The sequence below is a fragment of the Bartonella sp. HY038 genome (assembly GCF_014117425.1).
Lineage (GTDB): Bacteria > Pseudomonadota > Alphaproteobacteria > Rhizobiales > Rhizobiaceae > HY038.
Map to the genome: position 1 here is coordinate 72363 of NZ_CP059726.1, position 26268 is coordinate 98630.

21 protein-coding genes are annotated in these 26268 nt (G+C 40.4%); 12 read left to right on the forward strand and 9 right to left on the reverse strand.

Annotated elements, in window-relative coordinates; all coding sequences use genetic code 11:
- Positions 1–18: 18 nt before the first annotated feature.
- Together H3299_RS14835 and H3299_RS14840 are read right to left on the reverse strand one after the other, a co-directional pair.
- Positions 19–1398 (reverse strand): MFS transporter, encoded by a 1380-nt coding sequence (locus H3299_RS14835; protein ID WP_246708264.1) that lies wholly within the window; start codon positions 1396–1398, stop codon positions 19–21.
- A gap of 364 nt (positions 1399–1762) precedes the next feature.
- The gene (locus H3299_RS14840) at positions 1763–2179 is read right to left on the reverse strand and encodes a hypothetical protein (RefSeq protein WP_182419942.1); all 417 of its coding nucleotides are present in this window, start codon (positions 2177–2179) and stop codon (positions 1763–1765) included.
- 145 nt (positions 2180–2324) lie between these two features.
- Here H3299_RS14840 and H3299_RS14845 point away from each other — a divergent pair, with 145 nt between their 5' ends.
- Positions 2325–3593, forward strand: coding sequence for a HEPN domain-containing protein (locus H3299_RS14845; RefSeq protein ID WP_182419943.1), 1269 nt, complete (start codon positions 2325–2327; stop codon positions 3591–3593).
- A gap of 54 nt (positions 3594–3647) precedes the next feature.
- Here the strand turns inward: H3299_RS14845 and hutU are convergent, their stop codons facing one another.
- The 4 genes from hutU to hutI form a co-directional block, all read right to left on the reverse strand.
- Entirely contained in the window at positions 3648–5324 is a 1677-nt protein-coding gene (gene hutU / locus H3299_RS14850; RefSeq protein WP_182419944.1) for a urocanate hydratase, read from the reverse strand.
- A 104-nt stretch (positions 5325–5428) separates the two neighbouring features.
- A complete protein-coding gene (gene hutG, locus H3299_RS14855) occupies positions 5429–6211 on the reverse strand; it encodes an N-formylglutamate deformylase (RefSeq protein WP_182419945.1) in 783 nt (260 codons plus the stop codon).
- Between the two features lie 5 nt (positions 6212–6216).
- Positions 6217–7752 (reverse strand): histidine ammonia-lyase, encoded by a 1536-nt coding sequence (gene hutH / locus H3299_RS14860; protein ID WP_182419946.1) that lies wholly within the window; start codon positions 7750–7752, stop codon positions 6217–6219.
- Positions 7753–7810: 58 nt separating this feature from the next.
- Positions 7811–9016, reverse strand: a complete 1206-nt coding sequence (gene hutI / locus H3299_RS14865) for an imidazolonepropionase (RefSeq protein WP_246708272.1) — start codon at positions 9014–9016, stop codon at positions 7811–7813.
- Between the two features lie 309 nt (positions 9017–9325).
- Between hutI and H3299_RS14870 the strand changes: the two genes are divergently transcribed.
- The 4 genes from H3299_RS14870 (at position 9326) to H3299_RS14885 (ending at position 15981) form a co-directional block, all read left to right on the forward strand.
- Positions 9326–10678, forward strand: coding sequence for a formimidoylglutamate deiminase (locus H3299_RS14870; RefSeq protein ID WP_182419948.1), 1353 nt, complete (start codon positions 9326–9328; stop codon positions 10676–10678).
- A gap of 130 nt (positions 10679–10808) precedes the next feature.
- Positions 10809–11834, forward strand: coding sequence for an NACHT domain-containing NTPase (locus H3299_RS14875; RefSeq protein WP_182419949.1), 1026 nt, complete (start codon positions 10809–10811; stop codon positions 11832–11834).
- A 149-nt stretch (positions 11835–11983) separates the two neighbouring features.
- Positions 11984–12706, forward strand: a complete 723-nt coding sequence (locus tag H3299_RS14880; RefSeq protein ID WP_182419950.1) for a hypothetical protein — start codon at positions 11984–11986, stop codon at positions 12704–12706.
- Between the two features lie 359 nt (positions 12707–13065).
- Entirely contained in the window at positions 13066–15981 is a 2916-nt protein-coding gene (locus tag H3299_RS14885; RefSeq protein ID WP_182419951.1) for an autotransporter outer membrane beta-barrel domain-containing protein, read from the forward strand.
- 387 nt (positions 15982–16368) lie between these two features.
- Here the strand turns inward: H3299_RS14885 and H3299_RS14890 are convergent, their stop codons facing one another.
- Complete coding sequence (locus H3299_RS14890; protein WP_182419952.1) at positions 16369–16956, reverse strand: biotin transporter BioY; 588 nt, start codon at positions 16954–16956, stop codon at positions 16369–16371.
- A 404-nt stretch (positions 16957–17360) separates the two neighbouring features.
- On the opposite strand from H3299_RS14890, the gene H3299_RS14895 reads away from it, so the two are divergent.
- Genes H3299_RS14895 through H3299_RS14915 form a run of 5 tightly spaced genes read left to right on the forward strand, consistent with a single transcriptional unit; the run spans position 17361 to position 21731 of the window.
- Positions 17361–18482, forward strand: coding sequence for an acyl-CoA dehydrogenase family protein (locus H3299_RS14895; protein ID WP_182419953.1), 1122 nt, complete (start codon positions 17361–17363; stop codon positions 18480–18482).
- A gap of 29 nt (positions 18483–18511) precedes the next feature.
- The gene (locus tag H3299_RS14900) at positions 18512–19360 is read left to right on the forward strand and encodes an ABC transporter ATP-binding protein (RefSeq protein WP_246708266.1); all 849 of its coding nucleotides are present in this window, start codon (positions 18512–18514) and stop codon (positions 19358–19360) included.
- A 47-nt stretch (positions 19361–19407) separates the two neighbouring features.
- Positions 19408–20604: an ABC transporter substrate-binding protein gene (locus tag H3299_RS14905; RefSeq protein WP_182419954.1), complete on the forward strand. Its 1197-nt coding sequence runs from the start codon at positions 19408–19410 to the stop codon at positions 20602–20604.
- Positions 20605–21405: an ABC transporter permease gene (locus H3299_RS14910; RefSeq protein WP_182419955.1), complete on the forward strand. Its 801-nt coding sequence runs from the start codon at positions 20605–20607 to the stop codon at positions 21403–21405.
- Positions 21405–21731 (forward strand): hypothetical protein, encoded by a 327-nt coding sequence (locus H3299_RS14915; RefSeq protein WP_182419956.1) that lies wholly within the window; start codon positions 21405–21407, stop codon positions 21729–21731. The genes H3299_RS14910 and H3299_RS14915 overlap by 1 nt, the downstream gene beginning before the upstream one ends.
- A gap of 79 nt (positions 21732–21810) precedes the next feature.
- Here H3299_RS14915 and H3299_RS14920 read toward each other — a convergent pair whose 3' ends face one another.
- On the reverse strand, positions 21811–22218 hold the full coding sequence (locus tag H3299_RS14920; protein ID WP_182419957.1) for an Imm7 family immunity protein: 408 nt from the start codon (positions 22216–22218) through the stop codon (positions 21811–21813).
- Between the two features lie 199 nt (positions 22219–22417).
- Here H3299_RS14920 and H3299_RS14925 point away from each other — a divergent pair, with 199 nt between their 5' ends.
- Complete coding sequence (locus H3299_RS14925; RefSeq protein WP_182419958.1) at positions 22418–22621, forward strand: DUF4926 domain-containing protein; 204 nt, start codon at positions 22418–22420, stop codon at positions 22619–22621.
- 572 nt (positions 22622–23193) lie between these two features.
- Positions 23194–24519: an MFS transporter gene (locus H3299_RS14930; RefSeq protein WP_182419959.1), complete on the forward strand. Its 1326-nt coding sequence runs from the start codon at positions 23194–23196 to the stop codon at positions 24517–24519.
- Between the two features lie 815 nt (positions 24520–25334).
- Here H3299_RS14930 and H3299_RS14935 read toward each other — a convergent pair.
- Positions 25335–26246 (reverse strand): SEL1-like repeat protein, encoded by a 912-nt coding sequence (locus H3299_RS14935; protein WP_182419960.1) that lies wholly within the window; start codon positions 26244–26246, stop codon positions 25335–25337.
- Between the last annotated feature and the right edge of the window lie 22 nt (positions 26247–26268).

Consider the following 26268-nt stretch of genomic DNA (forward strand, 5'->3'; position numbering starts at 1 on the left):
ATAGCGGCTTTTTTATTTTTATCGGCGCGAAATACTAATTAAGGCGGCAAGAGTGGCAAAGCCAGCCGCAATAAACATAATATTTGCAATATTATCTACACCTGAAATTGCTAAAAACAATGCAACCGATGCAGCACCAAGCGATTGGCCAAGCAAACGCGCCGTACCAAGCATACCGCTTGCTGCTCCGCTTCGCGGCTTTGGTGCTGATGTAATGATGAGACGGTTATTGGGTGCTTGAAATAGGCCAAAACCAATGCCGCAAATAGCTAACCGCCAACAAATATCAATGATACTTGGCTCGGTTGGCAAAAAACCTATCAGCAACAAACCAATGGCTAAAACAACAAGACCAATAAACCCTAAAATGGCAGGCGAATATTGATCCGATAATTTGCCAGAAATTGGCGCAATGATTGCAAGGGCAATAGGCCAAGGCATCATCAAAAAGCCCACTTCAATCGGCTTATAGCCATAAACCACCTGCAATAAAAATGGCAGTGATAAAAGTGCCATCATCTGCGCCAAAAACGACATGATCGAGGTGCAAAGCGAAAGGCTAAAAACTGGAATGGCCAATAAATCCAAAGGTAAAAGTGGGTCACTTTTTTGCCGCGACCTACGAATAAGCCAAATAGCTGCGGTAATGATAATTATAATTTGCATCAATAAAAGCGGCACCGACATATGAGAACCGGCATTATCGATAGTGATAATTGTAAGACCAAGAACAATGGCGGTTAAAACAGCACTTAAATAGTCAAATTTTCGCGGCGATAGTGCATTTAACGGCAAAGTTTTTACACCCATGGCAATGGTTAAAACGCCAAGCGGTACATTGATGAAAAATAGCCAAGGCCAGCTTAAATATTGTAAAACTACGCCCGCAAGACTTGGACCAATAGTGGAAGAAAGCGCGACGACAAACGCGTTTAAACCAATGGCAGTACCAAATTTTGCTTGCGGCACACAAAATCTTAAAAGCGCAGTATTAACACTCATCAATCCAGCGGCTCCAAAGCCTTGAATAATGCGTGAAAGAGTAAGCATTTCAAGCGAGCGCGAAAAAACACATGCGATAGACGCAAGCGTAAACACCGCAACGCCTATAAGGTAAATACGTCGATAGCCGTAAATCTCGCCCAAGGCCGCAAACGGCAAAATAGTGATAACAATGGCAAGCTGATACCCATTAACAATCCAGATGGAGGCAGCAGGCCCAGCGGCAAAATCACTAGCAATGGTTGGCAAAGCAACATTGGCAATAGTACCATCAAGTACAGCAAGCGTTAGGCCAATCATCAGCGTTGCCCATGCCCAATAAATTTGCGGTGTGGGTAAACCATCTTGCGGCTGGCAATGCGATTTATCAAGGGTAGAAATTTGCGGCTTGGCCATAGGGTTCTCCCAAAATATCAAGGCATTTTAGTAAAGGGTGGATTTGCTTTTATTTGCACTCAGCTTTTAACCTTATAAAGATGGAAAGCCAGTTTAAAGTCAAGCGATTGCCAAAACACAAAGATTTTATAGGTAAAACAGCAGGCTATATTTAAAAATACCCACTCAGGATATTTTAGAGCGTTTTTTGAAAAGTGTGAAGCGGTTTTTGGACACAAAAATGCGGTGTAAACAATGGATTAGAGCGCTAATCTGATCCAACCAAATCGGCGCTCTAGTATTTTTAAATGCGTTTGTTATGTTTGAAAACTCATTATGAAAAAAAATAACACCTATCTGCTGTAAATGAGACTATGCGTAAATGCTAATTACCTATTTGTATTTTCTCAGGACTTTTCATATTAATTTTCCAGGTCTTACCATTATTTGTGCGGCATAAAATAAAATCGCCGACTAACATCGCATCTTCAAATGGATTGGAAGTATTACAAAATAAAAACCATTTTAAAACATCATCTTCGCAAAGGATAATAAATCCGCTTGATCCATGCCCATCACCCTGCCCCACATAAAGCCTATATTGTTCTGCTTCAATAAATTTTAATGGCGTGACAGCCGCGAAAAGACTATCATTTAAATATATCGGATTATATTTCTTAGTTATCGTAATTTTATCATCAACCAAGTCGAATTCAATCACGCTATTATCGTGTTGGTAAATACAATCATAGTCAAGCAATTGCATGGTTGAAATAAAAAAATCAAGATTTATAATATTCATCAATAAGCGAACCATTGTTTACAATGGCTTTAGCATAATCAATTGCATTAACAATACAAGCCTTTTGCTTTAACCTTTACAAACACTTATATTTATGAGAACATAGAGTGAACGATATTTAACTAGCAAATGTGAGGGGGAATATATGCGGCTAGATCAACCAATTGATGTGATGGGCAAATTCTGGCTTCCAGAACAAAGCAAAGAAGATGGTGTCATTGGCCATCTTACAATTGAAGATGGTGGCGATATTCGACTAAAATTGTTTGAAAGTTTTAAAAATTTTGACGCTTCAAATTTTTTCAATGAGGATATTAAATTTAATGTAGTTGGTATTATAAAAACCAATTTTGATGTAACTTTACAAGGCTGTTTTATAACATCTTGTATACTAAACACATCTATTGGCGATGATATTGTTTTAAGTGCAGACTTGGCTTTATTGGATCATCATACTTCTCATATGGCGCCGTTTAAAATAAACCAAATGCGTTTTAAATTAGAGGGATTAGAGACTTGGTTACATGGTCAAGATTTTAACATCAAGAAAAATTTTGAAATTGAACCACAAAGTGTCACTTGGGGGAAAGAACAAAATATTTATCTCGGTGAATTTAGCGGTTTCAAAATTGAACTCGTTCTGAAAGCCAATTGGGCGCATGATGCTAAAACAGTTATAGTTGAAAAATTACCTTTTTTAAAAATCACAAGTATTAAGCCTGATAACGTTTCTAAATTTATATCAGTTGCTCATAATCTAAACAGTTTCTTTTCTTTTGCATGCAATAATATCACCACAATTAACAATGTGTTGGTTTACTTTGATGAAAATGGCTATCAAAAAGCCACTCAAACTTACTATAAAAGCAATTTATCAGTCGAAAAAATGCCAAATTTTAAGATAAATAATTTTTTATTTTCTTATGACCTTGTACAAGGTCGCCTTGTCTCAATATTACATAATTATTTTTTGCTGTGTAGAGAAATCGAGGCAGGCTTAACTCTGTATCATTCGACACAGATTCACAAAAGATTTTTGCTTGAAAGTGAATTTTTAGCAATTGCTCAGGCGTTAGAAAATGTTGCAAGGTATAAAAGAGGCGGTTATAAAAACACAACTCAATTTAAATTAGAAGATGAACTAACAAATCTTTTAACACCAATAGAAGTAATAATTGGCAAATGGACGAACTATGTCGAGCTAATTCGCAATATTGTGGAAACACGACACTATTATACGCATAACGGTATTGATATAAAACCAAATACACAGTTCGGATACGATGTTTATACGCTAATGTTGCAAACTCAAAGTATATTTAAATTGATTGTACTTTATGAACTTGGTTTCAGCCTAACAGAAATAGAAGACATAATTGCTAATAATTATTTGTTAAGACAGCAATTAAAATAACAAAAAGCCCCCAAGGTTTTGCGCCTTGGGGCATTCCTTGGGAGGATTTTTACTCTAGTTATCCAAAATAGATGGCAGGCGAAGGTTGTGTTCGCCGGCGCATTCAATTGCAATGTCATAACCTGCATCGGCATGGCGCATAACGCCTGTTGCAGGGTCATTCCATAAAACGCGCTCAATACGGCGTTTTGCGTCATCCGTGCCGTCCGCACAAATAACCATGCCCGAATGTTGGCTAAAGCCCATGCCAACGCCGCCGCCATGATGCAAGGATACCCATGTTGCGCCTGATGCCGTGTTAAGCAATGCGTTCAATAATGGCCAATCGGATACCGCATCTGATCCGTCTTTCATGCTTTCGGTTTCGCGGTTAGGTGAAGCAACTGATCCTGAATCCAAATGATCGCGGCCAATAACGATTGGTGCTGACAATTCGCCATTTTTAACCATTTCATTAAAGGCAAGACCAAGGCGGTGACGGTCGCCAAGGCCAACCCAGCAAATACGGGCTGGCAAGCCTTGGAAGGAGATGCGTTCCCGTGCCATATCAAGCCAATTATGCAGCTCTTTATGGTCTGGCAATAATTCCTTGACCTTTTGATCGGTTTTGTAAATATCTTCTGGATCGCCAGACAAGGCAGCCCAACGGAATGGCCCAATGCCACGGCAAAATAATGGGCGGATATAGGCAGGCACAAAGCCGGGGAAATCAAAGGCATTTTCAAGCCCTTCATCCTTGGCAACTTGGCGGATATTATTGCCATAGTCAAAAGTTGGGATACCGGCATGGTGGAAATCTAGCATGGCAGCGACATGCACTTTCATGGAAGCGCGGGCGGCTTTTTCAACTTCCTGTGGGGCGCTTTCGCGCTTTTCTTTCCACTGCGCCATTGTCCAACCAATGGGCAAATAGCCATTAATTGGGTCATGAGCGGAGGTTTGGTCGGTTACCATATCGGGACGGATGCCGCGCTTGACCATTTCTGGCAAAATTTCTGCGGCATTGCCAAGCAGCGCCACGGATTTTGCTTCGCCAGCCTTTGTCCATTTATCAATCATGGCCATTGCTTCATCAAGGGTTTCAGCCTTTGCATCGACATAGCGGGTACGAAGACGGAAATTAATGCTATCTGGATTACATTCAATGGCAAGGCATGAAGCCCCTGCCATAACCGCTGCCAAAGGCTGTGCGCCGCCCATGCCACCAAGGCCGCCCGTTAGCACCCATTTGCCTTTTAAGTCGCCATTATAATGTTGGCGGCCTGCTTCAACAAAGGTTTCATAAGTGCCCTGCACAATCCCTTGCGAGCCGATATAGATCCATGAGCCTGCCGTCATCTGGCCATACATCATCAAGCCCTTGCGGTCTAGCTCGTTAAAATGCTGCCAATTAGCCCAATGGGGCACAAGGTTAGAATTGGCGATTAAAACGCGCGGCGCGTCCTTATGGGTGCGGAAAACACCAACCGGCTTACCTGATTGCACCAACAAGGTTTCATCATCATTTAAGCTGCGCAAAGTTTCAACGATCTTGTCATAATCTGCCCATGTGCGAGCAGCACGACCAATACCGCCATAAACCACTAATTCATTGGGGTTTTCAGCAACATCAGGATCAAGATTATTCATCAACATGCGTAATGGCGCTTCAGTTAGCCAGCTTTTTGCGCTGATTTCACTACCATGTGGGGCGCGGATTTCGCGGATATTATGACGTGGATTACTGGTCATTTTTACTCCTCCAAAAGTATAAGATAATGGGTTTAATTTACAAAATTAAATTCAAATGCTTCTGCCTGATGCGTTTTCAAGCACAACAAATTAGGCGCAACAAATTAAGCACAACTGGCAATCACCGCTTCTAGCACCGCTTTTAACGGCGTACGCAATGCCTTTGCCTTGGATTCATCATAGGCAAAGGGCAATGTTTCCTGTTGCAAATGGGTGCTTTGGGCAAGCTCCATTTGAATGGCAAACACCTTGTCTTGCGGCTTGCCATAATGGCGCGTAGTCCAACCGCCTTTAAAGCGGCCATTTAGCACATGGCTATAGTTGCTTGCAGTTTTAAGCACATCCATGACCGCTTGTTCCATTTTAGCTGTGGTGGTTTGCCCCTCATTGGTGCCGACGTTGAAATCTGGTAAAATACCATCAAACAAAAATGGAATATGTGAGCGGATGGAATGGCAATCATATAGGATTGCATAGCCATGAATGGCTTTTACTCGTGCAATCTCATCAACTAAAGCATTATGATAAGGCGTATGGAACAGTTGCTTGCGCCGTTCCACCTCTTCTATATCGGGGGCATTTGTCCAAATATCTTTGCCATCAAAATCAGTTAATGGCACAAGCGTTGTGGTATTTTGCCCGGGATAAAGGCTAACGCCCAAAGGATCACGATTGGCATCAATGCAATAGCGATGAAATAACGCACGAACAGTAGTAACATTATCCAAAAGCCCATCATACAAATGATGAATGTGCCAGTCGGTATCGGTAAGCAAGCGGCCGGTATCGTTTAAATTGGCGGCAATATCATCGGGCACGAAAGTGCCCGTATGAGGAAAGGCCAAAATAAGCGGTGATGTGCCTTGTTTGACTTCAAAGACATCCATTGCACTTAGTCCTTTAAAATGGGGAATATTGTTTGGTCAAATAGGCCAACCACTTCACCCGATGCAACAATGCGGCGGCATTCTTCAAGGTCTGGTGCCATATAATGGTCAACCTCAAGCGAAGTCACGCTTTGGCGCAAATGCGCAATTGCTTTTTGCAATTGTGGGCTAGTGGTTAAGGGGCCGCGAAACTCAACACCGCGCGCTGCCATTAATAATTCAATACCAAGAATTGAAAACAGATTTTCAGTCATGGCAAGCAGACGGCGTGCACCATGGCAAGCCATCGACACATGGTCTTCTTGGTTGGCAGATGTTGGGGTTGAGTCAACACAAGCAGGATGCGCCATTTGCTTATTTTCAGACATTAATGCCGCCGATGTTACTTCGGCAATCATCAAACCAGAATTTAAGCCCGGCTTTGCCGCCAAAAAGGCGGGTAAGCCAAAGGAAAGCGCAGGGTCAACCATTAAGGCAATGCGCCGCTGTGCAATTGCACCAATTTCGCAAACTGCCAATGCAATTTGGTCAGCAGCAAAAGCCACTGGTTCAGCGTGGAAATTACCACCTGAAACAACGCTATTATCGCTCAACACCAATGGATTATCGGTAACCGCATTGGCTTCGATGACCAAAGTATTAGCGCAGTGGCGCAATACATCAACTGCCGCACCATTAACCTGTGGCTGACAACGAATGCAATAAGGATCTTGCACGCGCTCATCATTTTCCAAGTGGCTAACACGAATTTGCGAGCCGTCAAGCAATTCACGCACAGTACGTGCCGTGGCAATCTGGCCATAATGGCCGCGAAGTGTATGAATATCTGGATGGAATGGCGCAGATGAACCCATAGCAGCATCAGTTGATAAAGCACCAGTCACAAGCGCGGTGCAAGATGCACGGTAAGCACGCAGCAAGCCAGCAATGGCAAGTGCGGTTGATGTTTGCGTACCGTTAATCAGTGCCAAGCCTTCCTTCGCTTGCAAAATAACTGGTCTTAAACCAGCAAGTGCCAAGGCTTTGGCGCCACTCATGCGCTCGCCCTTAAAGAAAGCTTCGCCCTCGCCCATCATGACCGCTGCCATATGAGCAAGTGGCGCAAGATCGCCAGATGCGCCGACTGAGCCTTTTTCAGGAATAAGCGGCGTTACATCTTTTTCTAGCATGTCTTCAATGAGGCGGACAAGTTCAAGACGCACACCAGAAGCACCACGGCCAAGCGACACCAATTTTAATGCCATGATAAGGCGAACAATGTCGCGACTTAACGGCGCACCCATACCGCAGCAATGGGAAAGAATAAGATTGCGCTGCAAGGTTGCAACATCGCTTGCATCAATACGGATAGAGGCAAGCTTGCCAAAGCCAGTATTAATTCCATAAACAGGCTCATTACCTTGGGCAATTTCTGCAATGCGTGCGGCGCCTTTTTCAATCGCTGCATCAAAACTACGATCAAGTTTAACGCTAGTACCATTCCAGTAAATATCGCTAATTTGTTCAAGGGTTACTTCACCCGGTTTTAAAGTAATTGTCATTTTTACCTCCCGTCCAATTTGGACATTTTCTTAAAAATTTTGCTTTTGTAAATTTTGTTTATTGTGCTGAAATATAACGCGCATAAAGCGGATTTGCGCCAATGCGGTAAACAAGCTCGGCCGGTTCATCAATATTCCAAATGGCAAGATCTGCGCGTTTGCCCACTTCTAAGGTGCCACGGCTTTCCAATAATCCTAGGGCGCGGGCAGCTTCACGGGTTGCACCTGCTAAACATTCATCAACACGAATATCAAACAAGGTTGCCGCCATATTCATGGTGAGCAATAGCGATGTTAAGGGCGATGTGCCGGGGTTGCAATCAGTTGCCACCGCCATTGGCACATTATATTGGCGCAAAAGTGCAATAGGTGGCTTTTTTGTTTCATGAATGGTGTAATAAGCCCCCGGCAATATAACCGCTACCGTGCCAGATTTTGCAATGGCCGCAACGCCTTCTTCGTCCAAATGTTCGATATGGTCAACCGAAAGCGCCCCATAGGAAGCGGCAAATTTTGCGCCGCCAAGATTGCTCAATTGTTCGGCGTGAAGCTTTACGGGCAAGCCCAAGGCTACTGCTTTATCAAAAACTGGCTTTAACTCTTGCGGTGAAAAGGCGATATTTTCACAAAATGCATCAACCGCATCAATTAAACCTTCACGTGCGCCTTGTTCAAGTACGGGTAACACCACCTCGTCAATATAAGCAGCGTTGCGCCCCTTATATTCAACCGGTGTTGCATGGGCAGTTAAACACGTGGTACGCACTTTTATCGGGCGTAAAGTTTCCAGCTTGCGGGCAGCGCGCAACATATCAAGCTCGCTTTTAATATCAAGCCCATAGCCAGACTTTACCTCAATTGTGGTGATACCTTCATTTATCAATTGGTCAAGACGTGGCAGCGATGTTGCTGCCATTTCATCAACCGTTAACGCTCGTGTCGACCCCACGGTCGACACGATGCCCCCACCGCTGCGGGCAATTTCTTCATAGCTTGCGCCAGCAAGGCGCATTTCAAATTCTTTGGCGCGGTTGCCGCCGTAAATAATATGGGTGTGGCAATCAATCAATGCTGGGCTCATCCAACGGCCACCAAGACCAATAATATCATGATCGCTTTTTATTGCCGGCAAGTCATTTTCAGAACCTACAAAGGCTATCAAACCATCTTTTACAAAGATCGCACCATTTTTAATAATGCCTAAATGGGAATCTGACGCGCTGTTTTGCGCAGATGCTCCAGACGAAGAGGCGACCATTGTCATTAAAGATACATTTTTGAAAAGAATATCATTGCCGGCAAATACATGATGTTGCGGCACAGAAGTGGTAAATGGAATGATTTTTCCCATTGAAGCCTCCCTATTTTTGTTATAATGTATATACATATTAAAAATCTGGCAAGTAGAAAGTTTTTAAATTCAAATCAAATTTATTTTAAAACCCTGCCAAAGTTTTAAAAAGTGAATATTTTAGCCATTATTGGCGGTAAAAATAACGTTGATACAAAAGGTTAAAAGACTACGCTGACAAAAATATGAACGATACAAAATTGTGAACAAGTGGAGGATAGGATGCAAAAGATATTTGCAGATAGCGCATTAACGGCTAAGGGCTGGCAAAAAAATGTCGCGATCAGCTTTGAAAATGGCTCAATTACTGCGATTGACGAAAATGCCTATGATGGTAATCCGCAGCAGACAGGCGCCCATTACAACGTGCTGGTAAGCGGCATGCCCAATTTGCATTCCCATGCTTTTCAACGTGCCATGGCAGGCTATACCGAGCGGCGCGGCGCAACGCCTGACAGTTTTTGGAGCTGGCGCAATGAAATGTACCGCCTTGCCCTTGCTATGAATCCTGACGAGGTGGAAGCCGTTGCATCACAGCTTTATATCGAAATGTTGGAAGCTGGTTTTACCCGTGTTGGCGAATTTCATTATTTGCATCATGATATTGACGGCAAGCCCTATAATGATATTGGCGAAATGGCCGGCCGCATTTGCAATGCTGCGCAAAAAAGCGGTATTCATCTAACCCTATTGCCGGTCTTTTATGCTCATGCGGGTTTTGGTGGCCAAACACCAGTTGACGGGCAAAAGCGTTTTATTAATGACACAGCGAGCTTTGCAAAACTGGTTCAATCATGCCGGAGCCACGCAAAAAATCTTGAAAAAAGTATTGTTGGCATCGCGCCCCATAGTTTACGCGCCGCAACAGAAGATGAGTTAAAGGAAATTTTGCCACTTGCTGATGGTAATCCAATCCATATCCATATTGCCGAGCAATTAAAAGAAGTTGATGATTGCGTTGCATGGAGTGGTGAGCGCCCAGTGGAATGGCTGTTAAACCGCTTTAAGGTTAATGAAAATTGGTGCTTGATCCATGCCACCCATTTAACAGAAGATGAAACCGTCAATATAGCAAAATCTGGCGCAATTGCTGGTCTTTGTCCGCTAACCGAGGGCAATCTTGGTGATGGAATTTTCAACGCCCTGCCCTTTATGGAACATGGTGGCCGTTTTGGCATTGGCAGCGACTCCAATGTTAATATTAGCGTTGCGGATGAACTAAGCCAATTTGAATATTCCGTGCGCTTAAAAACCCATATGCGTAATGCAATCGCCAAACCTTTAGGCTCTAATGGCCGCCATTTATTTGATGAAGCGATAAAGGGCGGCGATCAAGCGCTAAAAAGCCAAAGCGCAATTAAATGCGGAAATAGCGCCGATTTTGTTGCCCTTGATTTAAAAGGTCAAGATTGGATTAAGGAAGACGCAATTTTAGACAATTGGATTTTTGCGCGAACGGTGGATGTTAAAAGCACTTGGGTTAATGGCGTTGAAGTTGTGCGCGATGGCAAACACATTGCGCGTGATGAAATATTTAAAACTTATAGCAAAACCATGAACAAGCTTTTTGGCTAATTTTACAAATATTGTTTGAATACAAATCAACCGCTTGGCAGCACTTGCCAAGCGTTTTTTTGTTTTTGAACTTGCAGAATACCTACTTTACCGCTTTAATGATTGCATCAAATCATTATGGGGAATTACGGTGGAAGTATTAACAACTTTTGTTGCAGCAGGTTTTGCAAAAGCATTCAAAAAATTAATCGAAAGCTACGTGGATCAGCGGGTTAAACAGCACTTTGCTAACCCTGCTTCTATCAAAACAGATTTTAAACCTCATCTTAAAGCAACTTTTGACAAATGCACCAAGATAAAAACTGTACTTGATGGCACCAAACCGTTAAATATGCTTGATATTTATGCGGGTCAAAATTTTGAAATTCATAAACAACACGTAGATCATTACCAATTAATCGAGCGTATAAAAAATATAAACGATGCTTATGATAACAATGCCTATGTTTTAACCGGTACCGGCGGCGGCGGTAAATCCATGTTTATGCGTTATTTGTGGATTTCCTTATTTGAAGACCCGCGTGGAAAAATTCCATTTTTTCTCGAACTTAGAAGTTTTAATAAAGCCAAACATAGCGACCTTGAAGATTTCATCTATCAATCGGTGATAAAAACAGGCTCAACCATATCCAAGGAAAATTTTACTAATGGCTTAAGGGCAGGTAATTTTTATTTGCTGCTTGATGGCTTTGACGAAGTCACACATGATAACCGACATGAACTGCAAGCGCATATCATTTCCCTGCGAGAAAATAACCCCAATGTTACCCTCATTATTAGCAGCCGTCCTGATGAGTGTTTTTCGGGTTGGAACCAATTTGAAATTATTAAGGTTTTGCCGTTAAATGAAAAACAAGTGCGTGACCTTATTAAAAAAGCACCTTTTGATAAGGAAAAGAAAACAACCTTTTTAAATAATCTAGGATCAATCTATCAAACCCATGAAAGTTTTTTAACAACGCCGCTTTTAGCCTATATGATGCTGATTGCCTATGCCGACAATCAAAACTTACCTGATCTTATGGTGGATTTTTATGAGCAAGCATTCGGTGCACTATTTGAACGTCATGATTTGATGAAAAATGGCTATAAACGTAAGTTATATTGTAACCTCGGGCGCACAGAATTTAAAAACTTATTTCTCTCATTTGTTTAAAGAGTTATAGTCAAGAAAGATATGAATTTACACAAGAAGAACTTGAGACCCTTATTGGAGAAGCACAAAAGCCGTTAAGTTTAAATCAGATACCCCAAAATGTAATAAGCGACTTAACCGAAAGTCTATGTTTTTTAAAAAAGGACGGGTTGTCTTATGATTTTACGCATCGCTCTTTCCAAGAATATTTTGCCGCTTATTGCTTGACTTGGTTTAATGGGAATATATTCAAACATGTCGAACACTTCTCAAAGAGAAGTGCCGATAACGTCGTTTTGATGTTGTATCAATTAGAACCGCAATTATTTAGAAAAGAGATTATAAAGCCAATATATGAAAATAATATAGATTTTTTTGAAAAATATGATCACTCTTTAGAATATTTTTTGATTTATTTGAAAGATGCACTTCCCATTTTATATAATTTAGCTGGCAATAGTTCTATGGCAGTGTATTCAGCGTTAGATAATCCTATTGAGATAAATATTGTAAGACAAATATTATCAATATTTGAGCTAAGGTACATTTTTTACGAAAAAGATGATTTTTTGAAGTTGCTAAAAGGCGTTAAAACCTATGCTATCATTTTTCTTAGCATGGAAATTGGTCATCTGAAAATGTTTTTGCGTGAAATTGAACCGCACGGAATGGGAATCTCTTTGAATGAAATTCAAAGAAAAAAAAAGGAAATTAATTGCCAATTGAACTGCAACATAGACAATTTAAACGATGCAATTGCAAAATTTAAACAAACCGAAATTTATGAAAATATAATCGACAATTTTCATAAAATGCATCAATTTTTCACTGATGAATACAACAAATATTTGCAAGAAAAAGCATCTGCCAATAAATTATTTAATGATTTTTAGTCCATTTGACTTAATATTTAATGCATGATTACTCATAATTACGCCTTATCGCTTTATGAAATATTCGCAGAATTTGGTATATTAGTCAGTGCTAGTTTAAACCCACTTGTCAAATCACAATGGCAAGTGGCTTATTACCCTCTAAAAGTCACCCTATCCTATATTAGGCAACACTTTTGCCCTGTGGAAAAATATATTGCTCATAACGGCGTGGTATAAAATTAACGCGTTAATTGTCGGCCTATTCGAAAGATATATAATTTTAGCAATTGCTAATAAAAATTTTTAATTTTTAAATTGTTGCATTATCATTTTATTATATTAATAGGTAAAACTATATAAATATTAGGAATGAGTGCATGAATATCGCAAATACTTTTAAACAAAAGGCTAAAACAAATTTTCTTAAATTGTTTTATGGGGTATCCCTACTTGTTTTAAGTAAGAGCTTTGCATTTGGTGCTTATATTGGTGCTACTGATACAATAACAGTTTCCCCTACAGGAAATACATCAACACCTTGGGTGGTTAATGAAAATTTAGATATAGATGGAACGTTGAAGGTTGGAACAAGCTCAATAGATACTGGTATTGTTAACCTCAATGCAACTTTCATATCTGGGATTAATTCACCCGCTTCTATCACTGTAACGGGTATAGGCTCGCAAATTAATATTAGCGACGCCCTTTATTTAGGTTGGGCAGCTGCTGGCAATAGCACCACAATGTCTATTCTAGATGGTGGTTATGTACAAGCAAAATATGGCCAAATCGGCGTATTAACTGGCTCTTCTGGACATCTTACAATTTCTGACGCTGGATCAAAACTTGAAATAAGCGGTAGCAATAATGATTTTTGGATTGGCAGCCAAGGTAATGGCCGCCTTGATATTCTAAATGGCGGCGAGCTGCAATTTAGCAATACGGATCAAAATATTATTGTTGGTCGCTCATCTGGTATTACCGGTACAGTTAATATTGATGGCGAAGGATCTATACTAAACGTTAATAATGCAAATATTTTGGTTGCTCAAAGTGGCACTGGTATATTCAATGTCAATAATAATGGTGCGGTTATTGTACAAAATTTCTACACTGCACAAGAGGTTGGTGCCAATGCACAAATCAATTTAGATAATGGCGCACAGTTTAATGCGACTGGCGGGGCAGCTATTTCAATTGCTGGGCAGACTACTTTTACTCTTAATAATGCAAGTGTTTTTTCAACCGCTCATGATTTAATCTTTGCGGTAAATGATGGCAGTTCTGCAAATGTCGATATTGCTGGCGATGGTTCGGTTGTATCTTCTGCAACCAATATTTATATCGCAAAAGCTGGTACGGCAAGCGTAACCCTTCATGATAATGCAACGCTAAAAGCACAAGATACTATTTATATGGCAGCAGAAAGTGCGTCTTCTGCAAGTTTAAATATTGGTGCAAAAGCCGGTGATGCAGCAATTGCTCCTGGAATTGTTGACGCGCCAAACATTAGTCTTGGCAATGCAACACTTAATTTTAATCATAATGCTACAGATTATATTTTTAATAGCCAATTAACTTCAGCTGCAACGAGCATTGCTAAGGGAACAATAAATCAGTTTTCTGGTCGCACTAAGCTTACAGCAGATAGTAGCAATTTTGAGGGCGAAACAAATATCACCGGTGGATCGCTTGTGGTAAATGGTCAATTAGGTGGCACACTTGACATTACTGCAGATGGCACGCTTGAAGGCTTGGGCATTGTTGGCAGCACTGTCAATAATGGCACAATTAAGCCAGGCGACAATAATATTGGCTTGCTGACAATTAATGGCGATTATACAAGCACAAGCGGCAAAATAATTTTTGATACGGTTCTTGGCAATGATGATTCAGCCACCGACTTTTTACATATTACCGGTAATGCAAGTGGTGCAACAGATGTTTATGTTGTTAATCGTGATGGATTAGGCGCATTAACCACAGGTAACGGTATTCAACTTATCCAAGTTGACGGCACATCCCAAACAAGCAACTTTACACTGGCTGGAGATTATAGTTTTGAAGGAAGAGTGGCTGTTGCGGCAGGCGCTTATGCTTATTCACTTTATGCAGGAAATGTAGCAGGTAATTTTACTGGTGATTGGTATTTACGCTCGCTTTATACCACGCCAGAGCCAGAACCAAAGCCTGAACCCAAGCCAGAGCCAAAACCTGAGCCAGAACCAAAACCCGAGCCTCAACCAGAGCCAAAACCAACACCTGAGCCTCAACCAGTGCCCGAACCAAGGCCTATACCTAGTCCTGTTTATTCACCAGCAGTGCCAATATATGAAATTTATCCGCAAATTCTGCAGCGTTTAAATAATTTAGGCACACTTGAACAACGCGTTGGCAATCGCAAATGGCTTTTGACCGATGGCAACCAAAGCTTTGCGGCAAAAACCGAAGAGCGTGGCTTTTGGATGAGGGCCGAGGGATTAACCGGCCATGTCAATTCGCATGTAAGTAAAACAGCGTCTAATTATGATATTGACTTGCTAAAAATGCAGTTTGGTTTAGATTTTTATAGTCAAAGCTTTACTAGCGGCCAACTTATTGGCGGCGTCTATTTTCAATATGGTAACGCAAAAGCTGATATCTCTTCGCGGTTTGGCACAGGTGATATCAAAACCACCGCATATGGTTTTGGTGGCACATTGACATGGTATGGCAATAATGATGTTTATATCGACAGTGTTGCTCAACTTATGTGGTTTGATAGCGATCTGCGCTCTAAATGGTTACAAAATCAAAAATTAGCAAATGGCAACCACGGCAATGGCTATAGTTTAAGCATTGAAACTGGTAAGAAAATCGCTCTAAGCAATGAATGGACTATAACGCCGCAAGCCCAACTATCCTATAATAGCGTTGATTTCAATAGCTTTTCTGATAAGTATCAAGGCTATATACAAAGCCGCGATGGTGATGCTCTAACCGGACGACTTGGCATGTCTTTTGATCATGCACGGGTTTGGAAAGCATCAAATGGTGACATTCGCCGTTTTAAAACCTATGCTATTGGTAATCTTTATTATGAATTTTTAAATGGCACTGAAATTAGTGTGACCAAGGTTTACTTCCGCAATAACCAAGACCGGTTTTGGGGTGGCTTGGGCACAGGGTTCAGCTATAATTGGAAAGATGATAGCTATTCCATTTATGGGGAAGTTGATGGCCGCACCAGCTTTAGCGATTTTGGCGATAGTTATACATTAAACGCCACTATAGGCTTTAGATCAAAATTCTAATTAGAGCGCATTTCGATCTGATTGGATCAGATCAGCGCTCTAATCCATTGTTTACACCGCGTTTTTACCCGAAAACCGCTTCACACTCTTCGGAAAGCGCTCTAATGTGAAATTTAATTGATCATATCAGTTTTATTGCTCCGTCATTGTTTGGAAAGACAAAAGCGGGGCAATGTAATTTGGGCTAATAATTGCTTTGCCATTGACATTTTATTATTGAAGATAAATCAAAATGACCTATTTCAGTGATAATAGAAATCATTAACTGCAAATAAAACCTTTTGGCTCAATTTTGCGAGTTATTGAAAACATGTGATGCAAAGAGCGATTTTATAGCTTAATAATATGCATCTTTCACATTTGCTTATTTTAAATATTTCTTAGCTTTTAATTAGTCCCATAGGTTTTGCCCCTAAGATATATGTCAATGATTTTAAGGCAAAGGGCTGCGGCGCAAGACTTGATAATCGCACCAAGTAAAAATGGCATAAAGCCATAAACAAAAGCAATTTGTCCGCCTTTTTGGCTCGCAAGCCATAAAGCGCCGAGCGACAGGCAAAGCAAATTTCCAAGTAACATATTAAGAATGCATAATTTCAAATTACTGCCATTCCAACCCTTTTTGGCAAGCTGACCCGTTAAAAATGCAGAAAAAGGAAAGGCATAAAGATAGCCGGCAGTTACGCCATAAAAAGGTGCAAGGCCAGACTTTCCATCGGCAAGAAGTGGTAAACCAATGGCCGCACAAAAAAGCCATAAAATAACGGTGATGAAACCAAGGCGCGGTCCAAAAAACGCTCCTATAAATGTAACAATAAAAGTTTGTAAGGTGATTGGTACAGGTCCAATGGGTATTTGGACATAGGAGGCTAAATAGAGCGAAGTGACACCAAGAAAAATTGCAATCACTTGCGCAGCATAGCGCATATTTTCTAACTGATAGCATTGCGCATTAACCTGTTGCGTTTTATCCATGCAATATGCCTTTATGCTTTTTTCGGTGTGCATTTTTGCACCCGCACTTTTTAATAATCTGTTGTTTAACCATCGTCTTTACGAAAATAGCCAAAATTTGTAAAAAAGCAATTATTGAAATATTTTGCCATATGTAAAATCTCAAAAATGCAATTGAATATAGGTTCATTACAGCAAACAAAACTAAAATTTTAGTAATATTTGATAAATTATACTGGTATTTTTTGGATGATTACCTAATAGTTTAGCAGATACTATAAAAAGGTGACGAAATGACACGCACAAAATGATTGGAAATAGAGCAATAATCTTGGCCAACCGCCAATTAATGAGCAATTATTGCCTTATGAATGAAAAATCAATAAAGCGATAAAGCATTAATAAAAGAAAAGGCAAATTTGCAAATGATAAAAATGCAACAACAGCAAAATGAGGGCAAGGCTTTGTCTTTTCAATCTAATGAAATTCGCCATGGGTTAACTGGCCTTGATTATTTTAGTCAAAACGCCAATAGTCTTGATGAGCAAAGCGACAAAGCCGATGAAATTTTACCGCAATTGTTAAAAACTGGCGCAATTGGCATTGGCGTTGCTAAGGATTTTGGCGGTGATGGTGGCACAATTTGCGATAGTGTTGAGGCAATTGCTGCCCTTTCCTACCATTCTTTAACGGCTGCCTTTGTGCTTTGGGGGCAAAAAACTTATGCTCATTTTTTAATTGAAAGCGACAATGAACAGCTACGAATAGAGCAATTGCCGCAAATTATCAATGGCAGTTTAGCCGGTGCATCAGCACTTTCCAATGCCATGAAATTTATGGCCGGTTTGGAAACATTGCAAATTAAGGTAAGTGCTGAAACAAATGGTAAAACTATTGTTGATGGTATCATGCCTTGGGTTACCAATTTGCGGCTTGGCAATTTTGTTATCGCTGCCGCGATTGAGCGCGCTGACAAAACCGCCTTTGTTGCGAGCTTTGCCGCTGATGATCTTGGCCTTACCCGCTCTGATGATTTGGACTTAACGGCTCTTCGTGCCAGCCATACCGCATCCATATCGCTTAAAAATGTGCAAATTGATCAAAAGCATATTATCTTCCATAATCTTGCCGCATCAATAGCACCCGTTCGTCCGGGCTTTATTGGTATGCAATGCGCTATGTCCTTGGGGCTTGCACGGCGCATTTTAGACGAGGCACAGCATAATCAGGGCGCAGGCCGCAATGTGCTGAACGCAGAAATTGACACATTAACAAGTGATCTTGCAAGCCTTACCAATGAATTACAGCAAGGGTTGATTGAACAGCAATTCATTAGCGATATTGCAGCCTTATTTCGCATTCGTATTCGCCTTGCTGATTTGGTTACTAAAGCCATTTGGCTTGAATTGCAAACATTAGGGGGCAAAGCCTATTTGCAAAAAACTGGTAGCGATTTTGCACGCCGCTTGCGTGAAGCAGCTTTTATCCCTATTATCACACCAAGCATCACACAATTAAAGGCAGTGTTACAAGCGCAAAACCAATAAAATAACTTAATTATATGAATGGAAATAATGTGGTCGGTCGATCCTTTACTCAATCCGCATTTCAAGATGAAGTGCCTCTCGCAGCTATGCCCGTAAATAATATGCTTGATGCAAGGGAAGCTGCACCAAAAGGCGATATTGTGCTTGCTGGGGAAAATATAACAATCAGCCATGATGGTAAAACCACCATTTTAACTGATTTTAGCTTGACGCTTCGACAAGGTGAGATTGTTTCCATTTTAGGGCCAAGCGGCGTTGGCAAATCCAGCCTATTGCGGATTTTGGGTGGCCTTGAACGCGCACAAAATGGTGTGGTCAAAATTCACGGTGTAGAAGTTTTTAAAGTTCATCCGCGCCTTAGCATGGCTTTTCAAAACCCTTGCTTGTTGCCTTGGCTTAATGTCTATAAAAATGTTGCCTTTGGCCTTAACTTTAAACATCAGCCCAAATTAAAGAGCCAAGTGCGCCATCAGCGTATAGAACGTGCCCTGCGCGAAGTTAATCTTGAAAATGCAGGTGCATTAATGCCGGCGCAATTGTCTGGCGGCATGGCAAGCCGCGTCGCCCTTGCCCGCTGTCTTGCCCGCCAGCCTGATGTTTTATTGCTTGATGAGCCGTTTGGCGCACTTGATGCAATTACCAGAGGGCAAATGCAACAGCTTTTAATCAAAATTATTAGCGATTATCAAAGTGCCGCTTTGCTTATTACTCATGATATTGATGAAGCTTTAAGAGTGAGCGATAGGGTTTTGCTGATTGGCGGTACTCCGGGTCAATTGCTTGGCGAGTGGGATCTTACACACTTACGCCAAAACGGTAATGATAGTTCAATGGCGTTAGCCATCCAGAACGAGATAATGCAAAAACTAGCCCATTAAAATTGAATGGCTGATTTTATTTTTTACCCAAAGCATTAGGACATATTATGAATGATGAGTTTTTTTCACGCCGCGATATTATGCGCCTTGCCGCGCTTTTAACCGCAGGAGGGGCGGCTTCCATATTAAACACGCGTTTTGCCAATGCCCAAAGTGGCGCAAAACAAGATGAACCATTAAAAATTGGCTATTTGCCAATTACTGATGCCACCCCTTTGCTGGTTGCCCATGGCCAAGGCTTTTTTGAAAAACATGGCGTTAAGGCTGAAAAGCCGGTGATGTTTCGTTCTTGGGCACAATTGGTTGAAGCGTTTTTTGCAGAACAAGTCAATGCGGTGCATGTTTTGTCACCAATTGCCGTTTGGGCGCGTTATAATAGCAAAGCACCGGTAAAAGTCGTCGCTTGGAACCATATGTCAGGTTCGGCGCTATCGGTTGCTGAAAATATCAATTCGATTGATGATCTTGCCGGTAAAACCGTTGCCATTCCCTTTTGGTATTCAATTCATAATGTTGTTTTACAAATTTTGCTCAAAAAAGCCGGACTTACCCCTGTTTCAAAGAAAAGTGGCACCATTGGCGAGCGCGAGGTTAATCTTGTCATTCTTGCGCCATCTGACATGGTGCCGGCCCTTGCCAATGGCGAAATTGCTGGCTACATTGTTGCAGAGCCATTTAACGCCCTTGGTGAACTTGCCGGCATTGGCAAAATATTGCGCTTTACCGGTGATGTTTGGAAAGACCATGCCTGCTGCCTTGTTTTAATGAATGAAAGCGATTTGATGGAGCGTCCGCAATGGTCGCAAAATGTGGTTAATGCTCTTGTTGATGCGCAATTATGGACAATTGCCAACCGCCAAAAAACCGCGGAACTTTTGTCTAAGGATAATGCCAACCGCTATACTCCCCATTCGGTTGCTGCACTCACAAAAGTACTGGTGGAAAATGCCCGTGATGATAGCGCCTATCTTAAAAGCGGTGCGATTAAACACCCAGAATGGCGCGAAAAGCGCATCGGTTTCCAGCCCTACCCTCTCCCGTCTTATACGGTATCATTGATCGAGCATTTAAAAACCACATTAATGCACGGCGATAATGCTTTTCTTGCCAATTTAGACCCAGAATTTGCCGCCAAAGACCTTGTTGATGATCGCTTTATTAAAGCAGCACTTCTCCAATTTGGCGGCTTACCGGCCTTTGGGCTTGAGCAAAATTTTGAACGCGTTGAGGTGATTGAAGCATAAATGAGCGTGCATTTAACCCAAACAAAATTACCGTTGAAGGCTTCCACGGCAAAATTGAAAGCCTTTTATCTTGGCATTTTAGGGCTGGCTATCCTTGTTTTTCTATGGTGGTTTGCTATTGATATTTGGGCAAAGGGCAATGGCTTTGCCGCGCGTTTTTCGCCAAGTCTTGCCTTTCCTGCCTTTTGGCATTTGTTACAAAGCCCAGATCTTATCTTGCATGTTGGTGCAAGTTTAAAGCGCATATTGGTTGGGCTGTTTTTTGCACTTATCCTTGGTATCCCGTTAGAGCTTATGGTTGGCTGTTCAACAATAGCTGCTAAAACAACATCGCCGGCATTTCAATTCTTACGTATGATTTCACCCCTCTCTTGGATGCCGATAGCGGTCATGGTGTTTGGCGTTGGTGATAAGCCGATTTATTTTTTAATTGCCTTTGCTGCCATTTGGCCAATCTTGTTAAACACCGCAGCAGGGGTAAACCAGCTTGACCGCCATTGGTTGCAACTTGCCAAAAGCCTAGCCGCAACTAAAGTTGAAACCTTATTTTTTGTTATTCTTCCCGGTATTTTTGGACAAATTTTTGTTGGCCTTCGCCTTGCTATTGGTATTGCATGGATTGTTATCGTGCCGGCAGAAATGTTGGGTGTTAATGCAGGGCTTGGTTATTTTATCCTCGATGCGCGTGATCGCTTGGATTACCCTGAATTAATGGCAATTATTCTGCTAATTGGTATCATTGGCTATAGTCTTGATAGTTTGGCACGCCTTGCCTTAAAATATTTTGGTGCTAGCAAATAATGATTGATAAAGAAAACCTCGCCTTTATAAAAAAACATATTGGCATGTTTTTTATAGATGAAAATTGCCAAGTCGAAATAACCAATTTCTTCTATGGCTATCTTTACGCCTATTCAAGGTGTTTGGCGGATAGTGAGCAAAGCCGAAAAAACTACAATGATGAATTGAGCGAATTTTTAAAAGTGAAATATCACTATCAGTCGGCTAGACATTGGACCGCACTGATTGACACGCTTTATGAACAACATAAACAAAGTGACGAAAAATTTTATCAATTTTTGATTGATAACTTAATAGACTTCCAAGCATTAAAGCAATTCGGCTAAAAAATGCGGATGGATTATCAACCAATGCAGCGAAATAAACAACCATTCATAAATAACTTACTTCCAACAATTGCAGTTTCTACTCCATCGAACAAAATGATGATAATAGCGGATCAAAATCATGAATGCATTCGCCTTTGATAAATTTATAAATATGATATTTATATTCACCACTTGGTTCATCATCATAAAAACTAAAGATTCCATATGAACCGATTGCAACCGATTGGGTAAAAGTAAAAAAATCAAATAGATTTTGAAAAATATTGGTCTTTCTATTATTGCATCCTATAGCCGTAATTCGTAATAAGCCATTAAAGAAATCTAGCTTTATAAAGCAATTATTTTCATGATAGACATTTTCATGTGCAAATTTATTTTTAAATTCAGCTTTAATCGTTTTTAATGCGGCTTGATAATCAAAGTCCTCTTCACATTCTTCTAACCAATGTCCACTTACAGTCATCCAGCCTTGATACTCAATCATTTTATAAACCCTCATTATAAAAATTAGTTATCTACTCTGCCTCTACCATATTCAATATATTTCCCCTTAGTAAAACTTTAAACTTGACTTAATACTATATCAAACTTGCGACGCGTTCATTTAAACTAGCCAAGTTTACACATTAAGATCTAGTATAGCTGCTTGACCCCATCTTTTTGTCGAATAAGAAAGACATTTTATGGAATATAGATTATTTGATATTGTCGTAGTTTTGGAAGATTTAGAAACTGAAAATTTACAAAAGGGCGAACGTGGTACTATAATAGAAATATTTTCAAATCCTTGCATAGCCTACGAGGTAGAATTTATCGACGACCGTGGCGTAACCCTTAAACAAATACCTCTTTTACCAACGCAAATTTCGCCATGGTCATCTGATTAATTTTAACATTAAACTATTGCGAATAATTTGACATCGAACGATCCATATTTGTGAATTTAGAACATCGCTTTGTAATAAAACTCTTGTGTTTAATAAAACTATAAGGCTTTATAAAGTTTTGGGCTTTATAAAAGATTGAAATAAAGCATCAGATCATAATGCATGATAATTAAGTGTATGGATACAATTTTTAATGTAGGGTTTTTCAATCGCATAAAACATTGTGCTCAATAAAATGCTCGATGATGAATAACACGCAAGAAATGACATTCCATATATAAATGCGTAATCTTTGTAATTTTTAACTTGGCTGTTATTAAAAGCATATTCAGCAAGAGTTGATCAAGTTTTGCGTTTAGACAATGCGCCAAAACTAAGAGTTTTGCGCATGTGTTGCCTTTCAGAAAAGCCAATATGCTCTTCAGCATAAAAGTGATTGATCGTCTTTTCATTTAAGTATAGAAAATTATTCTTTATTTTCAAGTTTATAGTCTATGGGCTTTTAGGGGAAAGCATGGGTAAACAAGATTTATTGACTTGAACCACATTATTTTACGGGAAGAGGGAGATTCATGGTTGAAATTTCAAATGTAACGGCAAAAAAATCGTTAGCAAGCATTGAGCAAAGCGCCATACGCAAAGTATCGCTGCGCTTAGTGCCTTTTTTGATTATTGCCTATTTTATGGCCTATCTTGACCGGGTCAATGTTGGTTTTGCCGCATTGGAGATGAATGCAGATTTAAGCTTTACACCAACAATTTATAGTATTGGTGCAGGTATATTTTTTGTGGGCTATTTCCTTTTTGAAGTGCCTAGCAATTATTTTATGGAAAAATTAGGCGCGCGGCTGTGGATTGCCCGCATATTAATCACTTGGGGGCTGATCTCCTGTTTCATGGCGCTCATTGTAGGCCAATGGAGTTTTTATGGCTTGCGCTTGCTGCTTGGTCTTGCGGAAGCTGGGTTTTTTCCCGGCATTTTGCTTTATTTAACCTATTGGTATCCAAGCCGTTACCGCGCCCGTATTTTAGCAGGATTTGTGATTGCAGTACCCATATCAACCCTAATTGGCGCACCAATTTCAGGCATTTTGCTTGAAATGCACGGATTTTGGGGCTTGCGCGGTTGGCAATGGCTTTTCATCATTGAGGGGGTGCCAACAGTCATTCTTGGCATTATTGCTTGGTTTTATCTAACCGATAGACCAAGCAAAGCATCATGGCTGACAAATGACGAAAAAGATTGGCTTGAAAATGAAATTGCCATGGAAGCTGAAAAAGGGCGCAAAGTTGGTAGCGATCATTCGTTTATGGCAGGGCTTACCTCGCCGCGCGTATTAATTTTGTGCTTTGTTTATTTTAGCTTTGTTGCAGCACTTTATGCCATGAGTTTTTGGTTACCACAAATTATCAAGGCTTTTGGTTTAAGCAATGTGGAAACGGGTTTTGTTACTGCTATTCCTTATTTCTTTGCCGCTATTGCTATGGTACTTTGGGGCATTCATTCCGACCGCACTGGTGAGCGTATCTGGCATGTGATCTTGCCATTTTTATTAGCCTCTATCGCCCTTATTACCGCAAGCTTTTTGAAAGAGCCGATTATTCTTATGGTTGCACTAACCTTTGCAGCTATTGGTATTTTTTGTTGTTTTTCACTATTTTGGACACTGCCAACCGCGTTTTTAACTGGTAGTGCTGCCGCAGCAGGTATTGCGCTGATTAATTCGGTGGGCAATCTTGCTGGCTTTGGTGGTCCTTATCTCATGGGTTGGATTAAGGAAACCACCAGTAGCGCATCATTGGGCTTGTTAATCCTTGGCATTTTACCACTATTTGGGGCAGCGCTTGTCTATTACCTTGGCAAAACCAATCGCCATATGTTGGATGCCCATAAATAAAATTCCAAATTTTTTAAAACAAAGCACGCTTTGGTAGATCAAAATCATAGCGTGCTTTTAAAAGCAGCAAACTTTGCAAATGTTAAATATCATTGGTATTGACCCTAATCACCTATTTCTAGCATAACTTTAAAAATTACCTTTCAACTTTTATGTTCAATATATTTGTGTAATAATCATGCGATATATTAATATTACAAAAATTCTATCAAGCTATAATCCATCTTCCTAAATATAGTTTTGTAAAAATAGAGATATGCGATGTCCAATATATATTATAAAGCAATTATATTGCCTCAATAAATATATAATGAAGGCAATTTTCATCTGGATAATATAGCTGATTTTTGGCAAGATGATTACAGCGCTTTATATCAAAAATTGATTACTTATCTTAAACTTCATAACTATCATGGTCGATATTCTATCATGGTCGATATTTAAGCAATAAAGCTCTTCCGTTTCATAAACAGGACCATTCTATTATTTTTGAAGAATATTATGGCGATGTAATTTTTAAAGTGCATATAAGAATGATTGATCTTATTGATTTAAGACATATTTTTGAATTTTTGATAACCAATAATTGCATATTAATAAACTATTACAATGACAAATATTTGGGTAATGACATAAATAATTACATTAATAATGTTGTCTATTTTTCAATTAATAAAAATATATCTTAAAAGTACATCAATGCAAAAAGTTATGAAGTTAAACGGGGCGAATGCACCATTAGACGCTTATGTGAGATAAAATGCATAATTTCCATTTACCTCACATAAAATCGTTTTTTTAATATTAGCGTTCAATTATTCGCCTAATGCATTTAACATTTTACGTGCTCTACCATCGCCTTGTTCTGCAGCAAGTTTAAGCCATTTGATTGCTTCTAGTCTATTCTTTTTTACACCCTCACCATGATAATAATTATATCCAAGATTAAACTGTGCTTTGGCGTGTCCCTGCTCTGCAGCGAGCCTATACCATTTGGTAGCTTCTACCTTATCCTCAATAACACCTTCGCCGTCATCATAAGCAACACCAAGGTTAAACTGCGCGCTAACGTTACCTTGTTCAGCGGCAAGCCTATACCATTTTGCAGATTCAGCCTTATCCTCAATAACACCTTCACCAAGATCATAAGCAACGGCAAGGTTAAATTGGGCTTTAGCGAGACTTTGATCAGCGGCGAGCCTATACCATTTTGCAGCCTCCTCCTTATCTTCTGTAACGCCTTGGCCTTTATCATAAGCAACGCCGAGATTAAACTGAGCTTTAGCGTAACCTTGTTCAGCGGCAAGCCTATACCATTTTGCAGATTCAGCGTTATCCTCTGCAACACCTTCACCAAGATCATAAGCAACGGCAAGGTTAAATTGCGCTTTAGGGTTATCTTGATCAGCGGCGAGTCTAAACCATTTTGCTGCCTCGACCTTATCCTCTGCAACACCTTCACCAATGTCGTAACTAATGCCCAAATTATATTGTGCTTTGTCATGCCCCTGCTCGGCAGCGCGCCTATACCATTTTACAGCCTCTGCCTTATCCTCTGCAACTTCATCGCCATAATCATAATGGAGACCTAGATCATACTGTGCATTGGCGTCACCTTTTTCAGCCCTTTCTAGTAGTTGAGCAATTGTTTCAGCGCCATGGCTAAAATTTACAAGAAAAATACTAGTGATGAAGATAAAAAATAACCGGATAATATAATGCTTCAATGTAAGCTCCTATTGATTTCTT

Excerpts from the sequence above, each read along its gene's own strand:
- H3299_RS14835 (WP_246708264.1), bottom strand. The coding sequence starts at position 1,398 with ATGGCCAAGCCGCAAATTTCTACCCTTGATAAATCGCATTGCCAGCCG.
- H3299_RS14840 (WP_182419942.1), bottom strand. The coding sequence starts at position 2,179 with ATGAATATTATAAATCTTGATTTTTTTATTTCAACCATGCAATTGCTT.
- H3299_RS14845 (WP_182419943.1), top strand. The coding sequence starts at position 2,325 with ATGCGGCTAGATCAACCAATTGATGTGATGGGCAAATTCTGGCTTCCA.
- hutU (WP_182419944.1), bottom strand. The coding sequence starts at position 5,324 with ATGACCAGTAATCCACGTCATAATATCCGCGAAATCCGCGCCCCACAT.
- hutG (WP_182419945.1), bottom strand. The coding sequence starts at position 6,211 with ATGGATGTCTTTGAAGTCAAACAAGGCACATCACCGCTTATTTTGGCC.
- hutH (WP_182419946.1), bottom strand. The coding sequence starts at position 7,752 with ATGACAATTACTTTAAAACCGGGTGAAGTAACCCTTGAACAAATTAGC.
- hutI (WP_246708272.1), bottom strand. The coding sequence starts at position 9,016 with ATGACAATGGTCGCCTCTTCGTCTGGAGCATCTGCGCAAAACAGCGCG.
- H3299_RS14870 (WP_182419948.1), top strand. The coding sequence starts at position 9,326 with ATGCAAAAGATATTTGCAGATAGCGCATTAACGGCTAAGGGCTGGCAA.
- H3299_RS14885 (WP_182419951.1), top strand. The coding sequence starts at position 13,066 with ATGAATATCGCAAATACTTTTAAACAAAAGGCTAAAACAAATTTTCTT.
- H3299_RS14890 (WP_182419952.1), bottom strand. The coding sequence starts at position 16,956 with ATGGATAAAACGCAACAGGTTAATGCGCAATGCTATCAGTTAGAAAAT.
- H3299_RS14895 (WP_182419953.1), top strand. The coding sequence starts at position 17,361 with ATGATAAAAATGCAACAACAGCAAAATGAGGGCAAGGCTTTGTCTTTT.
- H3299_RS14905 (WP_182419954.1), top strand. The coding sequence starts at position 19,408 with ATGAATGATGAGTTTTTTTCACGCCGCGATATTATGCGCCTTGCCGCG.
- H3299_RS14910 (WP_182419955.1), top strand. The coding sequence starts at position 20,605 with ATGAGCGTGCATTTAACCCAAACAAAATTACCGTTGAAGGCTTCCACG.
- H3299_RS14915 (WP_182419956.1), top strand. The coding sequence starts at position 21,405 with ATGATTGATAAAGAAAACCTCGCCTTTATAAAAAAACATATTGGCATG.
- H3299_RS14920 (WP_182419957.1), bottom strand. The coding sequence starts at position 22,218 with ATGATTGAGTATCAAGGCTGGATGACTGTAAGTGGACATTGGTTAGAA.
- H3299_RS14925 (WP_182419958.1), top strand. The coding sequence starts at position 22,418 with ATGGAATATAGATTATTTGATATTGTCGTAGTTTTGGAAGATTTAGAA.
- H3299_RS14930 (WP_182419959.1), top strand. The coding sequence starts at position 23,194 with ATGGTTGAAATTTCAAATGTAACGGCAAAAAAATCGTTAGCAAGCATT.